Below are 19,553 nucleotides of genomic sequence, written 5' to 3' on the forward strand. Positions count from 1 at the left end.
CGATGACCAGCGTCGACGAACCGGCACGACCGAACGGGCGGATCCGCGACGCCGCCCGCACCCAGGCCGAGATCCTCGACGTGGCGACCCAGGAGTTCGCGCGGGCCGGCTACGACGGCGCCCGCGTGGACGAGATCGCCGCCCGCACCCGCACCACCAAGCGGATGATCTACTACTACTTCGGCGGCAAGGAGCAGCTGTTCACGGCCGTCCTGGAGCGGGCGTACGGCGTGATCCGCGAGGCCGAGCAGGAGCTGGACGTCGAGCACCTGGACCCGGTCGCGGCGATCCGGCGCCTGGCCGAGGTGACCTTCGACCACCACGAGCAGCACCCGGACTTCATCCGTCTGGTCAGCATCGAGAACATCCACGGGGCCGAGCACATCGCCGCCTCCGAGAAGCTGGGGAAGATCGGCTCGCCCGCGCTCGACGTGATCCGCCGCATCCTGGCCTCGGGGCAGGAGTCGGGCCTGTTCACGGCCGACGTGGACGCGGTCGACCTGCACGCGATGATCAGTTCGTTCTGCTTCTTCCGGGTCGCCAACCGGCACACCTTCGGCGCCCTGTTCGGCCGCGATCTGGTCGCGCCGGAGCAGCGCGAGCACTACCGGGCCATGCTCGGCGACATGGTGATCGCCTACCTGACGGCGGAACGGTCCGGCCGCTGAGGCGGCACGGCCGGACCCCTTGACACCCGGGACCGGCGAGCGCAACATCCGTGGGCAACCGCTACTAACTACCCAGTGGGTTAATTAACTGGGTAGCTCCCCGGACTCCCCCGAATGGAGCACCGCCGTGTCCGTCCCCGCCGAAGCCGTCGGGCAACCGAAAAAGGCCGCCACCGCCGCCTGGATCGGCAGCGCCCTGGAGTACTACGACTTCTTCATCTACGGCAGCGCCGCAGCCCTGATCTTCCCCAAGGTGTTCTTCGACGAGTCCGACCCGGCCACCGCGACCCTGCTGTCGCTGGCCACGTTCGGTGTCGCCTACGCGGCCCGGCCGGTCGGCGCGCTCTTCCTCGGCCACTTCGGCGACCGGGTCGGCCGTAAGAAGATCATGGTCTTCACGCTGATCCTGATGGGCCTGTCGACGTTCCTCATCGGCTGTCTGCCCACCCGCCACCAGGTCGGCACCCTCGCCCCGGTCCTGCTGGTGCTGTGCCGGGTCCTGCAGGGCATCTCGGCGGCCGGCGAGCAGGCCAGCGCCAACTCCATGAGCCTGGAACACGCGCCGGCGCAGCGGCGGGGCTTCTTCACGAGCTTCACGCTCAGCGGCACCCAGGGCGGGCAGCTGCTCGCCACCCTGGTCTTTCTGCCCGTCGCCGCGCTGCCCCAGGACCAGTTGCTGTCCTGGGGCTGGCGGGTGCCGTTCTGGCTGAGCGTGGCGGTCGCCGTGGTCGGCTTCGTGATCCGCCGCCGACTGGCCGAGACCCCGGCGTTCGAGCAGCTGGCCGCCTTGGAGGGCACCCCGAAGCTGCCGCTGATGGTGCTGCTGCGGGAGCACTGGGCGGACGTGCTGCGGGTGATCGGGGGCGCGCTGATCGCCTCGGTCTCCACGATCTTCACGGTGTGGGCGCTGGCGTACGCGACGAGCGACGCGGTCGGGATGAGCCGTTCCTCGATGCTGTGGGTGGGCGCGCTGGCCAACCTCGTCGCGCTCGCCGCGATCCCGCTGTGGGCCACGCTGTCGGACCACATCGGGCGGCGGCCGGTCTTCCTGATCGGCGCGGCGGGCAGCGCGGTGACGATGTTCCTCTACCTGTGGGCGATCTCCACGGGCAACTACCCGCTGACGCTGCTGCTCGGCATCGTGGCCTTCGGTGTCGTCTACAGCGCCGCGAACGGTGTCTGGCCGTCCTTCTACGGCGAGATGTTCTCCACCCGGGTCCGGCTGTCGGGCATGGCGATCGGCACCCAGATCGGTTTCGCGGTGGCCGGTTTCGCGGTCACCTTCGCGGCGCGGATCGCGGGCCCCGACGGCACCGACTGGTCCTCGGTGGCCCTGTTCACCGCGGCCCTGTGCGTCCCGCCGGTGATCGCCGTGCTGACGGCCCGCGAGACCCACAAGGTCCCCACGGAGGCGCTCGGCACCCGCGCACCGCGGGAGGCGCCCCGCCCGGAGACGGTGACGGCCTGACCGGGCCTACCTGTTCGACCAGCCCCGGGTGCACAGCACGAGCCGGTACCCGTCCGGGTCCTCCACCGTGACCCCCCACTCGTTCCAGTACGGGTTGGGCGACCGCACCTGCTTGCCGCCGTGGCTCTCCAGGCGGGCGACGAGGTCCTCCGGCACCGGACCGTCGACGTAGATCACCAGCAGGTCCTCCTCGGTGGGGCGGGGTTCTACGGGGTGGCCCTGCTCGTGGACCAGCTCCAGATGCCAGCCGGCGTCCGGCCGGCCGAGCATCAGGAGGTCGTGCTCACCGGGTTCGGGGCCGCCCTCGGCACGCCATACGACCCCCAGCCCGAGCCCCTCGACCCAGAACCGCTCGGCGGCGGCCAGGTCCCGGGAGGGACGGGCGATACGGACGTGGCTGCGGCCGTCGACGGGCATGCTGACCTCTTCCCTCGGTGTCCCGGTCAGCCTAGGCAGCCGCCGGCTCCCGGCGCATCGGCCATCCGGCCTGCGCCCGGGGTCGTAGGACCGGCGGGCCGCTGCTCGTGCCGGTGTTCGCGATGGTGGCGGCGGCCCACGCCTTCCGGGCGGCACGCCGTGCCCGGCCGGCGGTCAGCCGCCCAGCGTTCCTGAGGGAATCCCGTACGCCCGCTCCACCCGCAACCGCAGCACCAGCCGCCGGTCCCGGACCATCGCCGCCCGGTAGTCGTCCCAGTCGGGATGTTCGCCCTGGACGTCCCGGTACAGGCGGACGAGCTCCTCGACCGTGTCGTCGTGCGGGTCCGCCGCCACGGGGGTGAGGTCGGCCGTGCCCTCGGCGACCGTGTACGCCCACCGGTCCGGCGTCGTCACGTGGTACGAGGCACGGGGATCCCGGCGCAGATTGCGGGTCTTGGCGCGGTCGTCGGTGAGGGAGATCCGGATGATCCGCTCGTCGGGGTAGTAGGCGTGGGTGACGTTCGACAGCTGGGGCCTTCCGTCGCGTTTGAGGGTGATCAGCACCCCGCCGTGGCTCTCGGAGAGCAGCCTGAGCAGTGCGTCCTGCGTCGCGTCATCGGTCATGACACGATCAACCGGCCCGCCCGTGGCCGGCATTCCCGCGACCGCCGGATCCCGGCCGACCCGCCGCTCGTCGCGGTTTTCTGAGCGACGATGATGTCTGAGGTGGTCCGGGCGGGGTATGTCGGTCCGCACCTCGAAGGACGCGACGGAGGAGAGCGATGGCACAGCTTCGGCAAGAGGTGGATCCCGGTGAGGTGGGGCTGGACGCGAAGGCGCTGGACCGCCTCGACCAGCACTTCGCCCACTACGTCGACGAGGGCCGGATCCCCGGCTTCCTGGTGTCCGTCGCCCGCGGCGGACGCGTCGCCCACCTCGGCACGCACGGCCGACGCGACCTCGCGGCCGACCTGCCCGTCGAGGCCGACACCCTGTGGCGGATCTACTCGATGACGAAGCCGGTCACCGCGGTGGCCGCTTTGATCCTGGTGGAGGAGGGCCGGCTGTCGCTGGACGACCCGGTCGCCGAGTACCTGCCGGCGTTCGCGCGGCCCCGGGTCTACGTCGACGGCTCCGGCGACAGCCTCACGACCCGTCCGGCGGACGGCCCGATCCTGGTCCGGCACCTGATGACCCACACCGCGGGTCTGACCTTCGCCTTCTACCACTCCCACCCGGTCGACGCCCTGTACCGCGAGGCCGGACTGGAGTCGTCCGTGCTGCCGGGCTCGGACCTCGCCGAGACGGTCGCCGTGTACGCGAGCCTGCCGCTCCAGTTCGAGCCGGGCACCCAGTGGAACTACTCGGTCGCCTCCAACGTCCTGGGCCGGGTCATCGAGATCGCGTCCGGCCAGACCCTGGACGCCTTCCTCGCCGAGCGGGTCTTCGGCCCCCTCGGGATGCCCGACGCCGGCTTCTGGGTGACGGAAGAACAGGCCCCCAGGCTCTCGGAGTTGTACGGCGAGAAGGACGACGGCACCATCGAGCCGGTCCCCGGACTGCCGCTGCGGGGCCGCCCCCGTCTGCTGTCCGGCAGCGGCGGCATGGTGGCGTCGGCGTACGACGTCCACCGTTTCGCGGAACTGCTGCGGCGCCGCGGCGAACTGGACGGCACCCGTCTGCTGTCCGCCGACACGGTGGACCTGATGACCTCCAACCACCTGCCGGGCGGCGCCGACCTGCGCACGTTCGGCACCAAACCGGCCCACGACGAGCCCGGCAACGACGGCGTCGGCTTCGGCCTCGGCGTCTCCGTGGTGATCGACCCCACCCGCACCGTGGCCCCCTGCGGCCTCGGTTCCTTCGGGTGGAGCGGGGCGGCGTCCACGACCTTCTGGGTCGACCCGGGCCGCGATCTGACCGTGCAGTTCTTCACCCAGGTGCGACCGAAATCGCTGAAGCTCTTCCCCGATCTCAAGCGGCTGGTCCACGAGGCGGTCGTGTCCTAGGCGTCTACTGATCGACCCGCAGGGTGAAGTGCACGCCGCTGCGGGCGAGTTCACCCAGCCACTTCTCGGAGCGGGCCGCGGTCTCGGCGGCCCGGTTCAGGCCTGCCGGGAGGGAGCCGTCCAGGATGTGGCCGACGCCCAGGGCGAGGGTCCGGGAGACGCAGCGGGCCATGGCGCTGTCCTCGTCGTCACCCACCAGGTCGAGCAGATAGCCGCCGGACCAGGTACGGCCGTCCACCGCGCGCACGTCGAGCGAGACGGCGAGGACGACCCGGTCGCGGTCGGCGTCCGTGGTCGGGTACCTGGCCGCCAGTTCCTGGGCCAGGGCGGCGATCCGGGTGTCGTCCCCGGCCTTCAGCTCCTCGAAGACCGGCTCCCAGGCCCGCAGCCAGCCGTCCAGACGCAGGGTCCCGCGCACGAAGGTCCGCGGGGTCCAGGCGGCGGGCAGGCCGTACTGCTCGACGAAGGGGACGCTGTCGCGGTTGGGGTAGACCTCGAAGGTCTCGCCGTCCACGACATGGCGCCGGGTCGCCTCCCAGGGCCGTTCGGCGGTGACCGGGGTGCCGTGGTCGAGGTAACGGGCGGGCGAGCGCAGGGCGTTCAGGACTCCGGCGGGGGCCCAGCTGAAGCGGTACCTGAAGTCGTTCGGGACGGCGGGCACACCACCGCAGTAGGAGGTGAGACCGTACGACGCCGGTGTCGTGTCGCCGATGGCCTCGCGGGCCCGGGCGACGAGGCTGTGCGCGAAGAGGTGGTCGATGCCCGGGTCGAGGCCTGCCTCGGTGAGGACGACGATCCCGGCCTCGTGCGCCTGCGGGACCTGTTCGAGGACGGCGTCGGACACATAGCTGGAGCAGGCGAAGTGAGCGTGCTCCCGGACACAGGCCGCGAGGATCCCGGCGTGCTCGGGGGCGGGCAGCATCGACACCACGACGTCCCCGGGCGCCAGTTCGGCCGCGAGCGCGGACAGCGTGTAGGCGCGCGGCGCGGCCCGTCCGTTGAGTCCCCGTCCTTCGAGGGCCTCTTCCGCCCGCTCCTCGGAGCGGTGCCACAGCAGCACGCGGTCGGCCGTGTCGCACAGGGCGGCCAGACCGCTGCCGGTGGAGAGTCCGGCGCCGATCCAGTGGACGGTGCCGGTCGCGGGAACCAGGTCAGCCACGGCGGAACTCCCCTTCCTCGATGCCGAGTTCACGGCACGCCTGGTGGAACCGGTCCAGACAGCGCCCCCAGGGGCCGCCTGCCCCGAACGCCGGCAGCAGGGGCAGCAGGGACTCCGAGAAGCCGACGCTCGACTCCTCCGGGAGCAGGGACGGCAGGTTGTCGATGGCGATCAGGTCGAGCGGGGGCTCCTTGTGCAGTCGGCGGACCGGCTCGGCCCACTCGGTGACGCGGTCGTAGACCGGCAGGACGTTCAGGGGCGAGCCGACGTCGCAGGTGACGTCGGAGAGGGTGCGCAGCCGACGGGCCGGGTCGTCCAGGTCCGCCTCGCGGACGAAGGGCGGGACGGGGGTGGTGGCGAGGACGCAGTTGACCAGCACGTCGTGGGCGAGCAGGGCCGCGCGGTCCAGGTCGCGGGTCTCCTCGAGGTCCCAGCAGGTCGGCTCGACCCCGGCGGCGCGGAGCGCGACGCGGGCGCCCTGCCCACTGCGGCCCAGCGCCCCGATCACCAGCGCCGTGAACTCCTCGTCCCCGGCGACGGGCCGCAGCACCTCCTCCAGTTCCTCCCGCGAGGTGGGCGTGAGGGGCGCGGACAGCCTGCCCCGGTGCTGGAGCACGGCCAGGGCCGCGCCCAGGTAGCCGGCCCAGTACCCGAAGGCGGCGAGCCTGCGGCCGCGGTCGTCGACCAGGTACTCCAGGTCGAGGAGGGCCCCTCCCCCGGCGGCGAACCGGCGCAGCAGTTCCGGGGCGCCCGGCTGCCCCTTGTAGGCGTGCCCGAAGAAGACGTGCCGGTGCGGCAGGGCGGCCGGCTCGTCGGGGAGTTCCTTCAGACCGAGGATCACGGCGTCCCGCGGCGCCCGGGTGGCCCACGAACCCGCGGGCGCGACACCGCAGCCCGCCGCCTCGTACTGCTCGATCGGGAAGATCCGCTGCGGGGACTCCTCGACGGTCAGCGTCACGCCGCTGTCGACGAGGCGCCGGGCGTCGGACGGCACTACGGGTGTGCGTCGCTCGGTGGAGCGGACCTCGTGGCGCAGCCACAGATGGAGCTCGGTCATACGCGGTTGGCCTCCGGGCGCGGGGCGTCGGCCGCGAACCGGCCGGCGCTGAGCGGGCTGATGTCCACGAAGGGTACGCGGCCGAGGTACAGGTCGCGGACGACCTCGCCGACGGCCGGCCCCTGGAGGAATCCGTGGCCGGAGAAGCCGGTCGCGTACAGGAAGCGGGAGACCGAAGTGGCCTCGCCGATGAGGGCGTTGTGGTCCGGGGTGACCTCGTACAGGCCGGCCCAGCCGCCGGTGCGGCGCAGGTCGAGGAGGGCGGGGGCGCGGTGCCGCATGCCCTCGGCCAGGCGGGGGATCCAGCGGTCGTGGGTGGTGGTGTCGAAGCCGGGGCTCTCGTCGGGGTCGGACATGCCGAGGAGGAGGCCGGGGCCCTCGCCGTGGAAGTAGAGGCTGGTGGTGAAGTCGATGGTCATGGGGAGGTCGGGCGGCAGCCCCGGGACCGGTTCGGTGACCGCGATCTGGCGGCGCAGCGGCTCGACCGGCAGGTCCACGCCGGCCATCGCGCCGATGGCCCGCGACCAGGCGCCGGCCGCGCAGACGACCGTGCCGGTGGCGATCCGGCCCCTGGTGGTCGTGACGGCCGTGATGTCGTCGCCGCGCAGGTCGATGCCGGTGACCTCGGTGTGCCGCAGGATGGTGACGCCGTGCCGGCGGGCGTCGGCCGCGTAGCCCTGGACGACGGACTCGGGGGTGCAGTGGCCGTCGTCGGGCGAGAAGGCGGCGGCGAGCAGTCCGTCGGTGGTGATGAGCGGGGAGAGCCCGCGCGCCTCGGCCGGGTCGATCATGCGGCTCGGGACGCCGAGGGAGTTCTGCAGCCGCACGCTCTCCTCGAAGGAGGCCACCTCCTTCGGCGTCGACAGCAGGAAGAGATAGCCGACCCGGTGCAGCCCGATGTCCTGCCCGGTCTCGGTGGCGAACCGCCCGAACGCCTCCAGGCTGCGCGCCCCCAGCCGGATGTTGAGCTCGTCGGAGAACTGCGCCCGCACCCCGCCCGCCGCCTTCGAGGTGGAGCCGGAGGCGAGCTCGTCCCGCTCGACGAGCACCACGTCCGTCACGCCCGCGCGTGCCAGATGGCGGGCGATGCTCGTGCCCATGACACCGCCACCGATGACGACGACCTCGGCCGTACGCGTGCTCATCGGCACCTGCTCTCCGGAGAGGAAGAGGACGTCGTCACTCATTCCCTCTTCCTGTCCGGATCCGCCCTCCCGGAACCCCGCCCGACGGTCAGGACAGGTGGGCCACCGCGTCCAGGTGGGGCAGGTGGTGGTCCATCCGCTCCCGCTTGGTACGCAGATAGGTGATGTTGCTCTCGCACGGTGTGATGAGCAGCGGCACCGTCTCGGAGACCTTGATGCCGTGCCGTTGCAGCGCCTCGCGCTTGCGCGGGTTGTTGGACATCAGGCGGACCGAGTTCACGCCCAGGTCGTGGAAGATCCCGGCGGCGACGCCGTAGTCGCGGGAGTCCACCGGCAGGCCGAGCGCGAGGTTCGCCTCGACGGTGTCCAGGCCCTCCGCCTGCAGCGCCATCGCGCGCAGTTTGGCGAGCAGTCCGATACCCCGGCCCTCGTGGCCCCGCAGATAGACGACGATGCCGCTGCCCGCCTTGACCACGGCGCGCAGCGCGGCATCCAGCTGGTCGCCGCACTCGCAGTGCTGGGAGCCGAACGCGTCACCGGTCAGGCACTCGGAATGCAACCGCACGAGGACGTCTTCCGATCCGATGTCTCCATGGACCAGGGCGACTTGTTCGTCACCGCGGTCGTGATCGAGGTAACCGACCGCCTGGAATTTCCCGTACACGGTGGGCAGCGGGGCATTCACCACGCGTTCCACGCCGGTGCGCTGTGGTGCCTTCTTGCCGAGGACGCCAACTTTATCTGTCATGATCTGTTTCCTAAGCAGAGACGAAAGGCCGTGAAAAGATGAGCGGTTCGGGAATAGGGTCGGCGGCGCACGGTCTGGTGCCGACGGACACTACGGAAGACGTACGGACGCGGGGGGCGGGCGTCTCAACACAGGTCGCCGTCCTTCCGGTCGGAAGCTTCGAACAGCACGGTGCGTACCTTCCGCTGGCGACCGACACCCTCGTCGCCTGTGCCGTGGCGCGGGAGATCGCCGCGGCGTACCCGGTGCACCTCCTTCCCCCGGTGACGATCTCCTGCTCGCACGAGCACGCGGCCTGGCCGGGGACCGTCAGCATCTCCGCCGTCACCCTTCACTCGGTGGTTCGGGACATCGCGGCCTCGCTGCGCCGCTCGGGCGTCGAGGCCCTGGTCGTGGTCAACGGGCACGGGGGGAACTACGTGCTGGGCAATGTCGTCCAGGAGGCTTCCGCCCGCGGGGAGCGGATGGCGCTGTTCCCGGCCGCGGAGGACTGGGAGGCGGCTCGTGAAGAGGCGGGTGTGGTCACCTCGTTGCTCACCGACATGCATGCGGGAGAAATCGAGACCTCCATTCTTCTGCACGCGCACCCGGAATGTCTCCGCCCCGGTTACGAGACCTCCGATTTCGTCGCGGACGACCGTCGTCATCTCCTCACCCTCGGCATGTCCGGTTACACCGATTCCGGTGTCATCGGGCGCCCTTCGCTGGGCTCGGCGGAAAAAGGGAAAGCCTTGCTGGAGAGCCTCGCGGCCTCCTTCGGGACGTATTTCTCGATGCTGACCGCGGCCGACGCCGAGTAGGGCCTGGCCGGGCGTCGCAGTCCCTGGTACCAGCGGACGACCAGGACGACCGCGCCCGGCAGGCTCGCCACGAAGCTGAGGACGCCGTACACGATCGCGGTCGCGAGGCCGGCGCCCGCGCCGAGGCCCATGGCGGCGAACGCCCAGGCGGTGACGCCCTCCCGGGGGCCGAACCCGCCGATGTTCAGGGGCAGTCCCATGGCGAGCAGGGCGAGCACGGCCAGCGGCAGCAGTACGGCGACGGAGGCACCGGAGCCCGCGATGCGGGCGGCGAGCACGAACATCCCGAGGTGGCCGCCGAGGACGACGGCCGAGGAGAGCGCGACACCGGGCCAGTTGCGGCGGGACAGCAGTGCCTCGCGTGCCTCGCCGAGGGTCTTGCGCAGGGCCCGGCCCCGGCGGGTGGAGGGGGCCCGGTTCATCCGCAGGGCCACGACGACGGCGAGCGCACCGAGGGCGGCGAGGCCGACGACGGGGGCGAGGTGGCGGGCCTCGGCCAGCACCGGGGACTCCATGGTGAACAGCACGGCACCGCCGACGACCGCCAACGCGATCTGCCCGGCGACCCGTTCGAGGACGACCGCCCGCACCCCGCGGCCCATGTCGCCGGCGCTCTGCCCGTGCCGCACCGCGCGGTGCACGTCGCCGAGGACACCGCCGGGCAGGGCGGCGTTCAGGAACAGGGCCCTGTAGTAGTCGGCCACGGCCTCGCGGAGCGGCAGCCGGATGCGCAGCCCACGGGCCACCAACTGCCAGCGCCAGGCGCTGAACACGGTGGTCAGCACGCCGATCGCGAGCGCCGCCAGCACGGCGGGTCCGTCGATCCGGCGCAGCCCGTCCAGGAACACGCCGGTGCCGAGGCGCCACAGCAGGAGGGCGAGGATGGTGACGCCGGCGACGGTGCCGAAGTGGGTGCGCAGGGCACGGGAGTTGAGGACCGCGCGCGGTGCGGTACGCCACCGTGGGGCCTGGGCGGACCGGGGCCGCACCTCGGTCACGATCACACCGATGCGGTCCGCGGAGACGGCGGCGGCGGTCAGGTCCGTGACGGACTCTCCGGCCGCCTCGAGGATCCGGGCCCGGGCCACGAGGGCGTCGGCCCGCGCCGTGAGCACCTCGTCCCGGGTCTGGACGATCTCTGCCCGCAGCGTGCGGGCCCGGGCGGAGAGGGACGACGACTCGACCGGTTCCGCGGGCCGCCGCACCGGCAGGCTGGGCCGCACCGTCTCCACGCTCATGACGCTCCGCCCGTGGGCCGGGACAGCGCCAGCAGGTCGCTGTGGTGGACGACCACCTTCAACTCGCCGGCGTTGCAGGCCTCCAGGCGGTCCCGGAGGTAGCGCTCGGCGCGTTCCTTCAGTTCGGGGCGCTCCTCGACGGCCGCGCCGACCCAGCCGCGCAGCCACTGTGCGGTGAGCGCGGACTCGTCGGGGCCCAGACGCCAGGCGCTGGGGTGCAGCCGTACCGTCGCGCCCCGGTCGGAGAACGCCTCGCAGGCGACGGTGACGGCGTCCGGGCCGAGCAGTCCGCCGCGCCGCTGGTGGGCGTTGAACGCGTCGGCGATCTCCTCGTCCAGCGGGTCGGACGGGCTGAGTTCGACCCGTCCGGCCACGGAGAGCGTGAGCAGGGCCGGGATGCCGGCGCCCGTGCAGGCGGCGGCGAGGGTGCCGATCTCCTCGCGGGTGAGGACGTCCAGCAGCGCGGAGGCCGTCACCAGGGAGGCGCCGGCGAGGGCGTCCGGGGTGAGCAGGCCGACGTCACCGCGGCGGGTCTCGACGGTGACCCGGCTGCCGTCGGCGGCGGAGCGCGGGGAGGCCACGGCCGCGAAGTGCAGGAGGTAGGGGTCCCGGTCGTGCAGGATCCAGTGCTGGGGGCCGTCCAGGCGGGGCGCCAGCCAGCGGCCCATCGAGCCGGTGCCGCAGCCCAGGTCGTGGATGACCAGCCCCGCCTTGCCGGGCAGGTTGGCCAGCCGGATCCGCAACGGGTCGAGCAGGTCACCGGCCCGCGCGGCCGCGTCGGGCCCCTCCCGCAGCTCCAGCCACTCGGGGGCGTAGCGGGGACCGTCGTCGGGCCCGGCGTCCCTGAGGCGCACGGTCGGACGCTCGCCGGGGCGGGTGCTGGGCCCGGCACCGGGGATGACCGAGTCCGCGTCGGAGGACACACCGGGCTGCACGGACGCCACCTCCCGAGGTCCCGGCTGGGCCGGGATCGTCCCGCTCTGCTGGATCGCCGTCTTCCTCATGCCGCCCTCCTGGGCTCGCTCGGGAGTCGGCCGAGTACTCCGGCCAGGCTGCGGGCCGTGGTCGCCCAGCCGTCCAGGGCGGCCCGCCGGCCCCGGGCAGCCGCCTTGAGCCTGCGTCGTACGTCCGCCTCGCCGAACCAGCCGCGCAGTTCGACGGCGAGGGCGGCGGGGTCCTCCGGCGGGACGAGGATGCCGGGCACCCCGCCGTCGGGAGCGCGTCCGAGGGCCTCCGGCAGTCCGCCGACGTCGGTCGCCAGCACCGGGATGCCGCGCGCGAGGGCCTCGGTGACCGCCATGCCGTAGGTCTCGGCGTAGGAGGTGAGGACCATCAGGTCGGCGGCGGCGTAGCTGGCGTCGAGTTCGGCGCCGGCCTGCGGTCCCGCGAGGTGCAGGCGGTCCTGGAGGCCGTACTTCTTGATGAGCATCCGCAGGTGTGCGACGTACTCGGGGTCCTGGGTGATCCCGCCGACGCAGACGCAGCTCCACGGCAGGTCCTGCGCGCCGGCCAGGGCCTCGATCAGCCGGTGCTGTCCCTTGCGGGGCGTCACCGCGGCCACGCACAGCAGCCGGGAGAGGCCGTCGGTGCCGGAGGCGAGGGGCGCGATGTCGGCGCCCGGGGTGGCGACGTGGACCCGCTCGGGGGCGAGGCCGTGGTGCGAGACGAGCCGGCGTACGGCCCAGTCACTGGTGGCGATGACGGCGGGCACGGCCCGCAGTACCTCGCGCTCCTTGGCGTCGAGTTCGAGGGCGAGCCCGGGTTCGAGGCCGGTCTCGTCGCCGAGCGGCAGGTGGACGAGGACGGCGAGCTGCAGCCGCTCCGCCTCGGGGACGACGATCTCCGGGACGCCGCAGGCCACCAGGCCGTCGAGGAGGACGACGGTGCCGTCGGGCAGGTCCCGCAGGGTACGGGCCAGTTCGGTACGGGCCGCCGCTCCCGGCCGGGGCCAGCTGCCGGCCACCGCGTGCCGCTCGACCTGCCAGCCGAAGCCGGGCAGGTCCAGGCAGACCCGGCGGTCGTAGGCGTTGCCGCCGCTCGGCGCGGTCGGGTCGTCGACACCGCCCGGCATCACGAAGTGCACGGACCGCAGGGACATCGGGATGATCTCGGCCTTCTTGAGGGCGGCGTGCTGCACGGGCACGTAGTCCAGCGTGCCCGCCCGCCCGGTGGTCATGTCGGTCACAGGGCACGCTCGTAACTCGCCCAGGCGACATGGGACTCGTGCAGGGTGACGGACAGGCCCGCCAGGCCCCGGGCGCCCTCGCCGAGAGCGCCCTTCTCGATGCGCTCGGCGAGCCGGTCCGCGATGACCTTCGCCAGGAACTCCGTGGAGGTGTTGACTCCGGCGAAGTCGGGCTCGTTGTCGAGGTTTCTGTAGTTCAGCTCGCTGACTACGGCGCCCAGTTCCTGCGTGGCGAGTCCGATGTCGACGACGATGTTGTCGTCGTCCAGCTGCTCGCGTCGGAATGTGGCGTCCACCAGGAACGTCGCTCCGTGCAGACGCTGCGCGGGGCCGAAGACCTCGCCGCGGAAGCTGTGGGCGATCATGATGTGATCGCGGACGGTGATGCTGAACAACGGACGACCCTCCAGGTGCGGCGCGTCTGGTCCTCCGGCTGATCCCTGCCGGGGGATGCCGTGTAGTACGGCTCCCCGCTTCCCCGTGTTCAGCCGTATCTCACTCTTTTCTCAGGTCAGGCGCTCTTGCCGTAGCTCACGAGATGACAGAGGGCCGGAATTTCCCCACGGGCGAGCTTCGGCATCACCTCCGGCAGTTCTTCGAACGCGCTTTCCCCCGTGATGAGGGCGTCGAGCGCCCGGTCGGCGAGCAGCTTCAGCGCGAGGGCGAGCCGGTCGCCGTAACTGCGGTTGCCGCGGGCCGGGGAGACGGTGCCCACCTGACTGCTGCGGATGACGAGACGCCGGGAGTGGAAGGCCTCCCCGAGCGGCAGGCTGACCCGGCGGTCGCCGTACCAGCTCAGCTCGACGACCGTGCCTTCGGCGCTGAGGAGCTCCAGCGAGCGAGCCAGGCCCTGTTCGGTGGCGCTGGCGTGGACGACGAGGTCGCAGTCGCCGAGGGCGTCCTCGGGGGACGCGAAGCCGACGCCGAGCGCCTCGGCGGTCTTGGCGCGGGCGGGGTCGGCGTCCACCAACTGGACGCGGACGCCCGGAAAGCGGGCGAGCAGCGCGGCCACCGAGCTGCCGACCATGCCGCCGCCGACCACGGCGATCCGGTCACCGACGAGGGGGGCGGCGTCCCAGAGGGCGTTCACGGCGGTCTCGACCGTGCCGGCGAGGACGGCCCGTCGGGCGGGCACGTCGTCCGGTACGACCGTGACGGCGCTCGCGGGAACCACGTACCGCGTCTGATGCGGGTACAGACAGAAGACGGTCCTGCCCTTGAGCGCGGCGGGCCCCTCCTCCACCAGGCCCACGCTGAGGTAGCCGTACTTCACGGGGGCGGGAAAGTCGCCCTCCTGGAACGGTGCCCGCATGGCCGCGTGCTGGCTCTCGGGCACTCCGCCGCGGAACACGAGTGTCTCCGTGCCCCGGCTGACTCCCGAGTACAGGGAGCGGACCAGCACCTCGTCCGCACCGGGGGCCGCGAGGGTGGTCTCCCGTATCTCGCCCTCACCCGGGGAGCGGAGCCAGAACGCGCGTGCGGCGGCCTTCATCGAGAACCTCCTGAACGATCGGCAACCCGTGCACGTACCTCGTCACGTACCCGAGATGTGCACAGGCCGCGCACAGTACGCGGCCTTGATCGACTCTGTCATCTGGCCGGAGGAATGTGCGGTGGCCCTGAACAACACTTACGAAGCAAGGCTGGTCCAGCAGGAGACCGCTGTGGGAGCGGGTCTGCAGATCCTGTTGCTGGCCCTGCTCGGCACGGCGATAGGCATGGGGCCGGCGGGCTGGCTGACCGGCCTCGCCTTCGCCGTCGCCACCTGGGCCGTGCTCTCCAGGGCGCTGCACCGCACCCGGCCGCGGTCCTTCGGTCCGGCGAACCGGGTGACTCTGGGCCGGGCGACCCTGGTCGGCGGAGTGACCGCCCTGGTCGCGGACTCCTTCCAGGACTCCCCGCCGGTCACCCTCTTCGTCGGCCTGACGGCGGTGGCCCTGATCCTCGACGGCGTCGACGGCAAAGTGGCCCGCGCGACGGGGACCTCGACGCCGCTGGGCGCGCGGTTCGACATGGAGGTCGACGCGTTCCTGATCCTGGTGCTCAGCGTGTACGTGTCGATGTCGCAGGGACCGTGGGTGCTGCTGATCGGCGCCATGCGCTACGGCTTCGTCGCCGCGGCCCGCGTCTGGAACTGGCTCAACGCCCCGCTGCCGCCGAGCATGGCCCGCAAGACGGTGGCCGCGCTGCAGGGGATCCTGCTGCTGGTGGCGGCGTCCGGGTACTTGCCCTATACGGCGACCTTCGGGGTCACGGCCATCGCTCTGGGGACGCTGGTCTGGTCGTTCGGCCGGGACGTCCTGTGGCTGTGGCGCACGCACCGGGCGGACCAGGCGGCGGTGGGCGAACTGCTGGAGCTGGAGTTCGTGGCGGTGGAGCGGGAGCTGGAGCCGGAGGCGGTGGCCTCCTGAGGCCCTGCCGGCTCGAAGGTCAGCCTGTGAGCGGCACCCGGTACACCATCGACTCCCGCTGCCGGAAGCCCTGCCGCTCGTAGAGCCGGTTGGCCGCCGCCCGGTCCGGGCGGGAGGTGAGGTCGACGGTACGGGCCCCGGCCTCCCGGGCGAGCCGGATGGCCTCCCTGATCAGGAGTCCCGCGATGCCCTGGCCGCGGGCCGCGTGGTCGACGATCACGTCCTCGATACGGGCCCGCAGTCCCGCGGGCGCGGGGAACATGACCAGGGTGAGCGTGCCCACGACCGCCCCTGCCGCCGACCTGGCGATCAGCATGGTGTTGGCGTCACAGGCCAGAATCCGGCCGAGCGCGGCGAGGTCGAGGGCCTCGGCCGCGGAGGACAGTTGCGGCAGCATCCGCGCGAAGGCGTCGACAAGCTCCTGGTCCGCCTCCCGGGCGATCTCCACCCGGATGTCCTGAGTCTCCATGGGGTGGACCCTATCGCCGCACCCCTGAGGGCTACGACAGATCCGATCCGCCGCGTCCCCGAGCGCTACGGCAGGTCCGATCTGCCGGGGGCCTGAGCGCTATGGCAGATCCGATCCGCCAGGGCCTGAGCCGTTCGGCGGATCGTGACGCAAAGGCCGGTGGCGTCCGGCGGGTTCGTGGTCCGGCCGGCCTGGGCCGCCCGGTGAGATCCAGACTCGGCCACTGAGCTGTCCGGCGAATTCCTGGCCTGACCACAGAACGGCCCGGCACGATCCTGGCCCAGCCACAGAACGGCCCGGCACAATCCCCGCCCGACCACAGAACTGCCCGGCACAATCCCCGCCTGACCACAGAACGGCCCGGCGGGTTCCCAGCCCGACCACAGCGCTGTCCTGCGGGTTTCTGGCCCGGCCGCCTGAACCACCTGGCGAGTTCGTTGCCGGCACTGAGCCCTTCGACGCAGTCCGGGCCCGGCACCTCAGCCCACCCACGCGGCCCTGGCTCGACTCTTCGCCCCTCCCACCCACGCCATCCTGACCCGCCCAGCGGCTGTGCCCTCCGAAGAGTCCCTGCCCGGGCCGCAGCGCCTGGCCCTCATGCGCCGCGTCCTGGACATACGTCGTCAGCAGTGGAGACGTACGGCTGAGCCTCGAAGGACGACCGCCCGCCCCTCCACAGCGCCGGTCCTCGGTCTGTGCCCGTACCGGCGCCCGCAGAGCCGCACGGCCGGCCGGAACCGGACTGCCTTCGCCCCCCGACCCGTTCGTTCTACCGCCGCGGCAACAACCCGACCGCCGCCACCGGTACCGCGGCCAGCACCAGCCACGGCACCGCGGCCGGCAGTCCGGCGTCCAGGAGGGAGCCGGTGACGGAGCTGCCGGCCAGGACGATCAGCCCCGAGACCGAGGAGAGCGCCCCGGTGTAGAGGCCGAGTCGGCCTTCCTCCGCGAGGTCGGGGACCCAGGCCCGGGCCACGGGGGCGACGAGCATCTGCCCGAGGGTGAGCAGGACGACGAATCCGGCCGAGGGCAACAAACCCGCCGTACCGGTCCAGTCGGCGGGGCGGGACATCGCCACGACCGCGAACCCGGCCCCGATCAGCAGCAGTCCGGCCACCATCGAGCGGCGCAGCGACAGCCGGGAGCCGGCCCAGCGGGTCACGGGGAGCTGGGCGGTCACCACCAGCAGTGCGGACAGCGCGAACAACCAGGCCAGCGCCGACTGCGAACCCGTCGCGCGCTCCACCTCGTCGGGCAGGGCGAGGTAGAGCTGGTTGTAAGCGAGCAGGTAGGCGCCGTACGCACAGCACAGCGCGAGAAAGCGCCGGTTGCGGAGCAGCACCCCCAACCCGCCCCCCAGCCGTACCCGCCGCCGCCCCGGGATGTGCTGCGGCAACATCCACGCGTGCCCGGCGAGGACGAGTACGAAGACCCCTGCACCCGCCAGACACACCCTGCGGAAGTCCACCGACAGCAACAGCGCGCCCAGCAACGGCCCGACGAAGGCACCGGCCTGTCCGGCGACGGTGAACAGCGCCAGCACGCGGGTGCGTTGACCTCCCGCTTCCTCATGGACGACGGCCTGCCGGGCGACCTCGGACTCCACCGCCGGCGAGAACAGCGCGGCGGCGAACCCGATGAGCAGAACGGCCCCGATGACCGCCCCCGTCCGTTCGGCATACCCGAGCCAGGCGAACCCGGCGATCCGCAGCGCACATCCGGCGAGGACGACCGGCCGGATCCCGTACCGGTCGGCGAGCGCCCCTCCCACCACGAACAGCCCCTGCTGGCTGAAGGTCCGGAGCCCCAGCACGAATCCGACCAGCCAGCCCGCCATCCCGACGGTGTGTCCCAGGTGTTCGGACAGGAAGGGCAGCACGGCGAAGAAGCCGATGTTGAAGGCGAGTTGGGTGAGGATCAGCAGCCGCAGCAGAGGTGAGAGGCGGGCGGTGGTCCTCGGCGGATCGACCGGCGTGGACGTCGTCATCCGGCCTTCACCAACTCTCGAGCAGGCGAGGCCAGTTCAGCCCCCTCCTTGGCCGTACGACGACCTGTGCGCCGGCGCGGCCACCGCACCCCGCCCGCCGCGCTCACCGCGAGCGCGCCCAGCAGGGCGAGTGCGGCGGCGGGGGCGAGGACGGCCCAGGGGGCGCGTTCTGCGTAGGGCTGGTTCTCGGCCAGGAGCAGGCCCCACTCCGGGGACGGCGGCTGGGTGCCGAGGCCGAGGAAGCCGAGTGAGGCGAGGGCCAGCGCGACGCCGGGCAGGCGCAGCAGGGCGTGCCGGGTGACGGGCGGGAGGATCGCGGGCAGCAGTTCGTGCCGCAGCAGGTACCAGCGGCTCGCACCCAGAGCTCGGGTGGCCGTCAGATGCGGGCTGGCGTGTTCCTGCCGGAGCAGTGCGGAGGTGTGCGCGGCGAGCGCCGCCCAGGAGACGGTGGCCACGGCGATCGCGGGCGTGGCGGCGCCGCTCCCGGCGACCGCGGTCACGAGCAGCGCGGCGAGCACCGGCGGTACGGCGTTGACGGTGTCGACGAGCGGCCCGGACAGCCGGGGCAGCAGTCCGAGCAGGACGCCGACGACCAGGGCGGTGACGCTGATGGTGAGGGCGGTCAGCAGGGTGTCGAGGGCCCCGTGTCCGACCCGGGCGAGCAGGTCCCGGCCGAGTGCGTCGGTGCCGAACGGGTGGGCCCAGGAGGGAGGTTGGAGCCGGGCCCCGGTGTCCAGGGCGAGCGGGTCGCGGAGCAGACCGAGCGCGATGACGGCGGTCAGGAAGCCGCCGTACACGAGAGGGAGGGTGCTGCGGGTGGGCCGTCGCGGGCGGTGCAGGGAGTCCAGGGCGCCGTCGCGCAGGGCCGGGCCGGCCAGGAGGCGGACGCCGAGTGCCGCGAGGCCGGTGGCGGTGACCGCGAGGAGCAGCAGGGCGAGGGTGCCGGCCTGGAGTACGGGCAGGTCCTGTGCGAGGGCGGCCTGGAGGGTGGTGCGGCCGAGGCCCGGGATGTCGTAGATCTGCTCCACGGCGACGGAGCCGGCCGTGAGGCCCACGACGAACAGGCCCAGGTTGGGCAGCAGGGCGGGGACGCAGCGGCGGACCGCCTTGGCGGCGACGGTACGGCCCGGCAGTCCGCGGGCGTCGGCGGCCAGCGCCCAGGGTTCGGCGAAGGCGCCGGGCAGCAGGTCGTCGAGGAGGCGGCCGAGCACGGCCCCGGCGGGCAGGCCGAGGGCGAGGGCGGGCAGGATCGTCCACTGGGGGCCGTACCAGCCGAGGGCGGGCAGCCAGCCGAGCTGTACGCCGACGACGGTGGCGAGCACGGAGGCGGTGAGGAACTCGGGCAGCGCGGCGAGCATGGCCGAGGCGCCGCCCCCGGCCCGGCGCCCGTCGAGGCGCCGGTGCGCGCCGAGCCGGAGCGTGCGGGCGCACACCAGGGCGGCGGTGACGGCGGCGATCACGAGCGCCACCGTCACCAGCAGCAGCGTCACCCCGAGTGCCTGGGCGATGGTCGGGGTGACCGGTGTGCCGTTCAGCCAGGACCGGCCGGCGTCCCCGCGGGGCAGTCCGCCGAGCCATTGGCCGAGCAGATGCAAGGGGCCTTCGTCCAGGCCGAGTTGGGCCCGGATGTCGGCCAGGACCCGTGGTGTCGGGTCGCGGTCCGCGGAACGCGCCTTGAGGACGGTGAGCGCCGGGTCGGTGCGGGACAGCCACGGCAGCAGGCCGATCCCGCACACGAGGGCCGCCGCGAGCAGGACACGCCACAGCAGGGTGGCCACGCGGTGCCCCATGG

18 protein-coding genes and 1 pseudogene are annotated in these 19,553 nt (G+C 72.7%); 5 read left to right on the plus strand and 14 right to left on the minus strand.

Annotated elements, in window-relative coordinates:
• Positions 1 to 2: 2 nt before the first annotated feature.
• Positions 3 to 668 carry a TetR/AcrR family transcriptional regulator gene (locus tag ACGFWE_RS06555; protein WP_352381104.1) on the plus strand — a complete coding sequence of 222 codons (666 nt, stop codon included), beginning with the start codon at positions 3 to 5 and terminating at the stop codon, positions 666 to 668.
• A gap of 127 nt (positions 669 to 795) precedes the next feature.
• On the plus strand, positions 796 to 2,136 hold the full coding sequence (locus tag ACGFWE_RS06560) for an MFS transporter (protein WP_393598341.1): 1,341 nt from the start codon (positions 796 to 798) through the stop codon (positions 2,134 to 2,136).
• A gap of 6 nt (positions 2,137 to 2,142) precedes the next feature.
• Here ACGFWE_RS06560 and ACGFWE_RS06565 read toward each other — a convergent pair whose 3' ends face one another.
• Positions 2,143 to 2,553 (minus strand): VOC family protein, encoded by a 411-nt coding sequence (locus ACGFWE_RS06565; RefSeq protein ID WP_352381108.1) that lies wholly within the window; start codon positions 2,551 to 2,553, stop codon positions 2,143 to 2,145.
• Positions 2,554 to 2,727: 174 nt separating this feature from the next.
• Positions 2,728 to 3,177 (minus strand): PPOX class F420-dependent oxidoreductase, encoded by a 450-nt coding sequence (locus ACGFWE_RS06570; protein WP_352381109.1) that lies wholly within the window; start codon positions 3,175 to 3,177, stop codon positions 2,728 to 2,730.
• Between the two features lie 158 nt (positions 3,178 to 3,335).
• Here ACGFWE_RS06570 and ACGFWE_RS06575 point away from each other — a divergent pair, with 158 nt between their 5' ends.
• On the plus strand, positions 3,336 to 4,562 hold the full coding sequence (locus tag ACGFWE_RS06575) for a serine hydrolase domain-containing protein (RefSeq protein WP_393598344.1): 1,227 nt from the start codon (positions 3,336 to 3,338) through the stop codon (positions 4,560 to 4,562).
• 4 nt (positions 4,563 to 4,566) lie between these two features.
• Here the strand turns inward: ACGFWE_RS06575 and ACGFWE_RS06580 are convergent, their stop codons facing one another.
• The 4 genes from ACGFWE_RS06580 to ribA all read right to left on the minus strand — a co-directional run bounded on the left by ACGFWE_RS06580 (position 4,567) and on the right by ribA (position 8,671).
• Entirely contained in the window at positions 4,567 to 5,721 is a 1,155-nt protein-coding gene (locus tag ACGFWE_RS06580) for a saccharopine dehydrogenase family protein (protein WP_393598346.1), read from the minus strand.
• The gene (locus ACGFWE_RS06585) at positions 5,714 to 6,778 is read right to left on the minus strand and encodes a saccharopine dehydrogenase (RefSeq protein WP_393598347.1); all 1,065 of its coding nucleotides are present in this window, start codon (positions 6,776 to 6,778) and stop codon (positions 5,714 to 5,716) included. The genes ACGFWE_RS06580 and ACGFWE_RS06585 overlap by 8 nt, the downstream gene beginning before the upstream one ends.
• Positions 6,775 to 7,923: an NAD(P)/FAD-dependent oxidoreductase gene (locus ACGFWE_RS06590; protein ID WP_393598950.1), complete on the minus strand. Its 1,149-nt coding sequence runs from the start codon at positions 7,921 to 7,923 to the stop codon at positions 6,775 to 6,777. Before ACGFWE_RS06590 ends, ACGFWE_RS06585 begins: the two co-directional genes overlap by 4 nt.
• A gap of 88 nt (positions 7,924 to 8,011) precedes the next feature.
• A complete protein-coding gene (gene ribA / locus ACGFWE_RS06595) occupies positions 8,012 to 8,671 on the minus strand; it encodes a GTP cyclohydrolase II (RefSeq protein WP_352381117.1) in 660 nt (219 codons plus the stop codon).
• Positions 8,672 to 8,709: 38 nt separating this feature from the next.
• Between ribA and ACGFWE_RS06600 the strand changes: the two genes are divergently transcribed.
• The gene (locus ACGFWE_RS06600; protein WP_352381119.1) at positions 8,710 to 9,471 is read left to right on the plus strand and encodes a creatininase family protein; all 762 of its coding nucleotides are present in this window, start codon (positions 8,710 to 8,712) and stop codon (positions 9,469 to 9,471) included.
• Positions 9,472 to 9,584: 113 nt separating this feature from the next.
• Here the strand turns inward: ACGFWE_RS06600 and ACGFWE_RS06605 are convergent.
• From ACGFWE_RS06605 to ACGFWE_RS06625, 5 genes and pseudogenes are all read right to left on the minus strand, one after another.
• A pseudogene (locus ACGFWE_RS06605) lies at positions 9,585 to 10,709 on the minus strand (YbhN family protein); the annotation flags it as partial.
• A complete protein-coding gene (locus tag ACGFWE_RS06610) occupies positions 10,706 to 11,713 on the minus strand; it encodes a class I SAM-dependent methyltransferase (protein WP_393598348.1) in 1,008 nt (335 codons plus the stop codon). The pseudogene ACGFWE_RS06605 and the gene ACGFWE_RS06610, both read right to left, overlap by 4 nt.
• Positions 11,710 to 12,885 carry a glycosyltransferase family 4 protein gene (locus ACGFWE_RS06615; RefSeq protein WP_393598952.1) on the minus strand — a complete coding sequence of 392 codons (1,176 nt, stop codon included), beginning with the start codon at positions 12,883 to 12,885 and terminating at the stop codon, positions 11,710 to 11,712. The genes ACGFWE_RS06610 and ACGFWE_RS06615 overlap by 4 nt, the downstream gene beginning before the upstream one ends.
• Positions 12,886 to 12,890: 5 nt before the next feature.
• Positions 12,891 to 13,289, minus strand: a complete 399-nt coding sequence (locus ACGFWE_RS06620; protein WP_352381124.1) for a 6-carboxytetrahydropterin synthase — start codon at positions 13,287 to 13,289, stop codon at positions 12,891 to 12,893.
• A gap of 116 nt (positions 13,290 to 13,405) precedes the next feature.
• A complete protein-coding gene (locus ACGFWE_RS06625; RefSeq protein ID WP_393598349.1) occupies positions 13,406 to 14,386 on the minus strand; it encodes a zinc-binding alcohol dehydrogenase in 981 nt (326 codons plus the stop codon).
• A gap of 121 nt (positions 14,387 to 14,507) precedes the next feature.
• Here ACGFWE_RS06625 and ACGFWE_RS06630 point away from each other — a divergent pair, with 121 nt between their 5' ends.
• Positions 14,508 to 15,305, plus strand: coding sequence for a CDP-alcohol phosphatidyltransferase family protein (locus ACGFWE_RS06630; protein ID WP_352381127.1), 798 nt, complete (start codon positions 14,508 to 14,510; stop codon positions 15,303 to 15,305).
• Between the two features lie 19 nt (positions 15,306 to 15,324).
• Here the strand turns inward: ACGFWE_RS06630 and ACGFWE_RS06635 are convergent, their stop codons facing one another.
• The 3 genes from ACGFWE_RS06635 to ACGFWE_RS06645 form a co-directional block, all read right to left on the minus strand.
• Positions 15,325 to 15,774: a GNAT family N-acetyltransferase gene (locus ACGFWE_RS06635; protein WP_393598351.1), complete on the minus strand. Its 450-nt coding sequence runs from the start codon at positions 15,772 to 15,774 to the stop codon at positions 15,325 to 15,327.
• A 769-nt stretch (positions 15,775 to 16,543) separates the two neighbouring features.
• Entirely contained in the window at positions 16,544 to 17,761 is a 1,218-nt protein-coding gene (locus ACGFWE_RS06640; RefSeq protein WP_393598353.1) for an MDR family MFS transporter, read from the minus strand.
• Complete coding sequence (locus ACGFWE_RS06645; protein ID WP_393598355.1) at positions 17,758 to 19,551, minus strand: ABC transporter permease subunit; 1,794 nt, start codon at positions 19,549 to 19,551, stop codon at positions 17,758 to 17,760. The genes ACGFWE_RS06640 and ACGFWE_RS06645 overlap by 4 nt, the downstream gene beginning before the upstream one ends.
• Positions 19,552 to 19,553 lie beyond the last annotated feature (2 nt).

Origin of the sequence: Streptomyces sp. NPDC048523, from assembly GCF_043199815.1 — a bacterium.
Classification (GTDB): Bacteria; Actinomycetota; Actinomycetes; order Streptomycetales; family Streptomycetaceae; genus Streptomyces.

Excerpts from the sequence above, each read along its gene's own strand:
- ACGFWE_RS06555 (WP_352381104.1), top strand. The coding sequence starts at position 3 with ATGACCAGCGTCGACGAACCGGCACGACCGAACGGGCGGATCCGCGAC.
- ACGFWE_RS06565 (WP_352381108.1), bottom strand. The coding sequence starts at position 2,553 with ATGCCCGTCGACGGCCGCAGCCACGTCCGTATCGCCCGTCCCTCCCGG.
- ACGFWE_RS06570 (WP_352381109.1), bottom strand. The coding sequence starts at position 3,177 with ATGACCGATGACGCGACGCAGGACGCACTGCTCAGGCTGCTCTCCGAG.
- ACGFWE_RS06575 (WP_393598344.1), top strand. The coding sequence starts at position 3,336 with ATGGCACAGCTTCGGCAAGAGGTGGATCCCGGTGAGGTGGGGCTGGAC.
- ACGFWE_RS06585 (WP_393598347.1), bottom strand. The coding sequence starts at position 6,778 with ATGACCGAGCTCCATCTGTGGCTGCGCCACGAGGTCCGCTCCACCGAG.
- ACGFWE_RS06590 (WP_393598950.1), bottom strand. The coding sequence starts at position 7,923 with ATGAGCACGCGTACGGCCGAGGTCGTCGTCATCGGTGGCGGTGTCATG.
- ribA (WP_352381117.1), bottom strand. The coding sequence starts at position 8,671 with ATGACAGATAAAGTTGGCGTCCTCGGCAAGAAGGCACCACAGCGCACC.
- ACGFWE_RS06600 (WP_352381119.1), top strand. The coding sequence starts at position 8,710 with ATGAGCGGTTCGGGAATAGGGTCGGCGGCGCACGGTCTGGTGCCGACG.
- ACGFWE_RS06610 (WP_393598348.1), bottom strand. The coding sequence starts at position 11,713 with ATGAGGAAGACGGCGATCCAGCAGAGCGGGACGATCCCGGCCCAGCCG.
- ACGFWE_RS06615 (WP_393598952.1), bottom strand. The coding sequence starts at position 12,885 with ATGACCACCGGGCGGGCGGGCACGCTGGACTACGTGCCCGTGCAGCAC.
- ACGFWE_RS06625 (WP_393598349.1), bottom strand. The coding sequence starts at position 14,386 with ATGAAGGCCGCCGCACGCGCGTTCTGGCTCCGCTCCCCGGGTGAGGGC.
- ACGFWE_RS06635 (WP_393598351.1), bottom strand. The coding sequence starts at position 15,774 with ATGGAGACTCAGGACATCCGGGTGGAGATCGCCCGGGAGGCGGACCAG.
- ACGFWE_RS06640 (WP_393598353.1), bottom strand. The coding sequence starts at position 17,761 with ATGACGACGTCCACGCCGGTCGATCCGCCGAGGACCACCGCCCGCCTC.
- ACGFWE_RS06645 (WP_393598355.1), bottom strand. The coding sequence starts at position 19,551 with ATGGGGCACCGCGTGGCCACCCTGCTGTGGCGTGTCCTGCTCGCGGCG.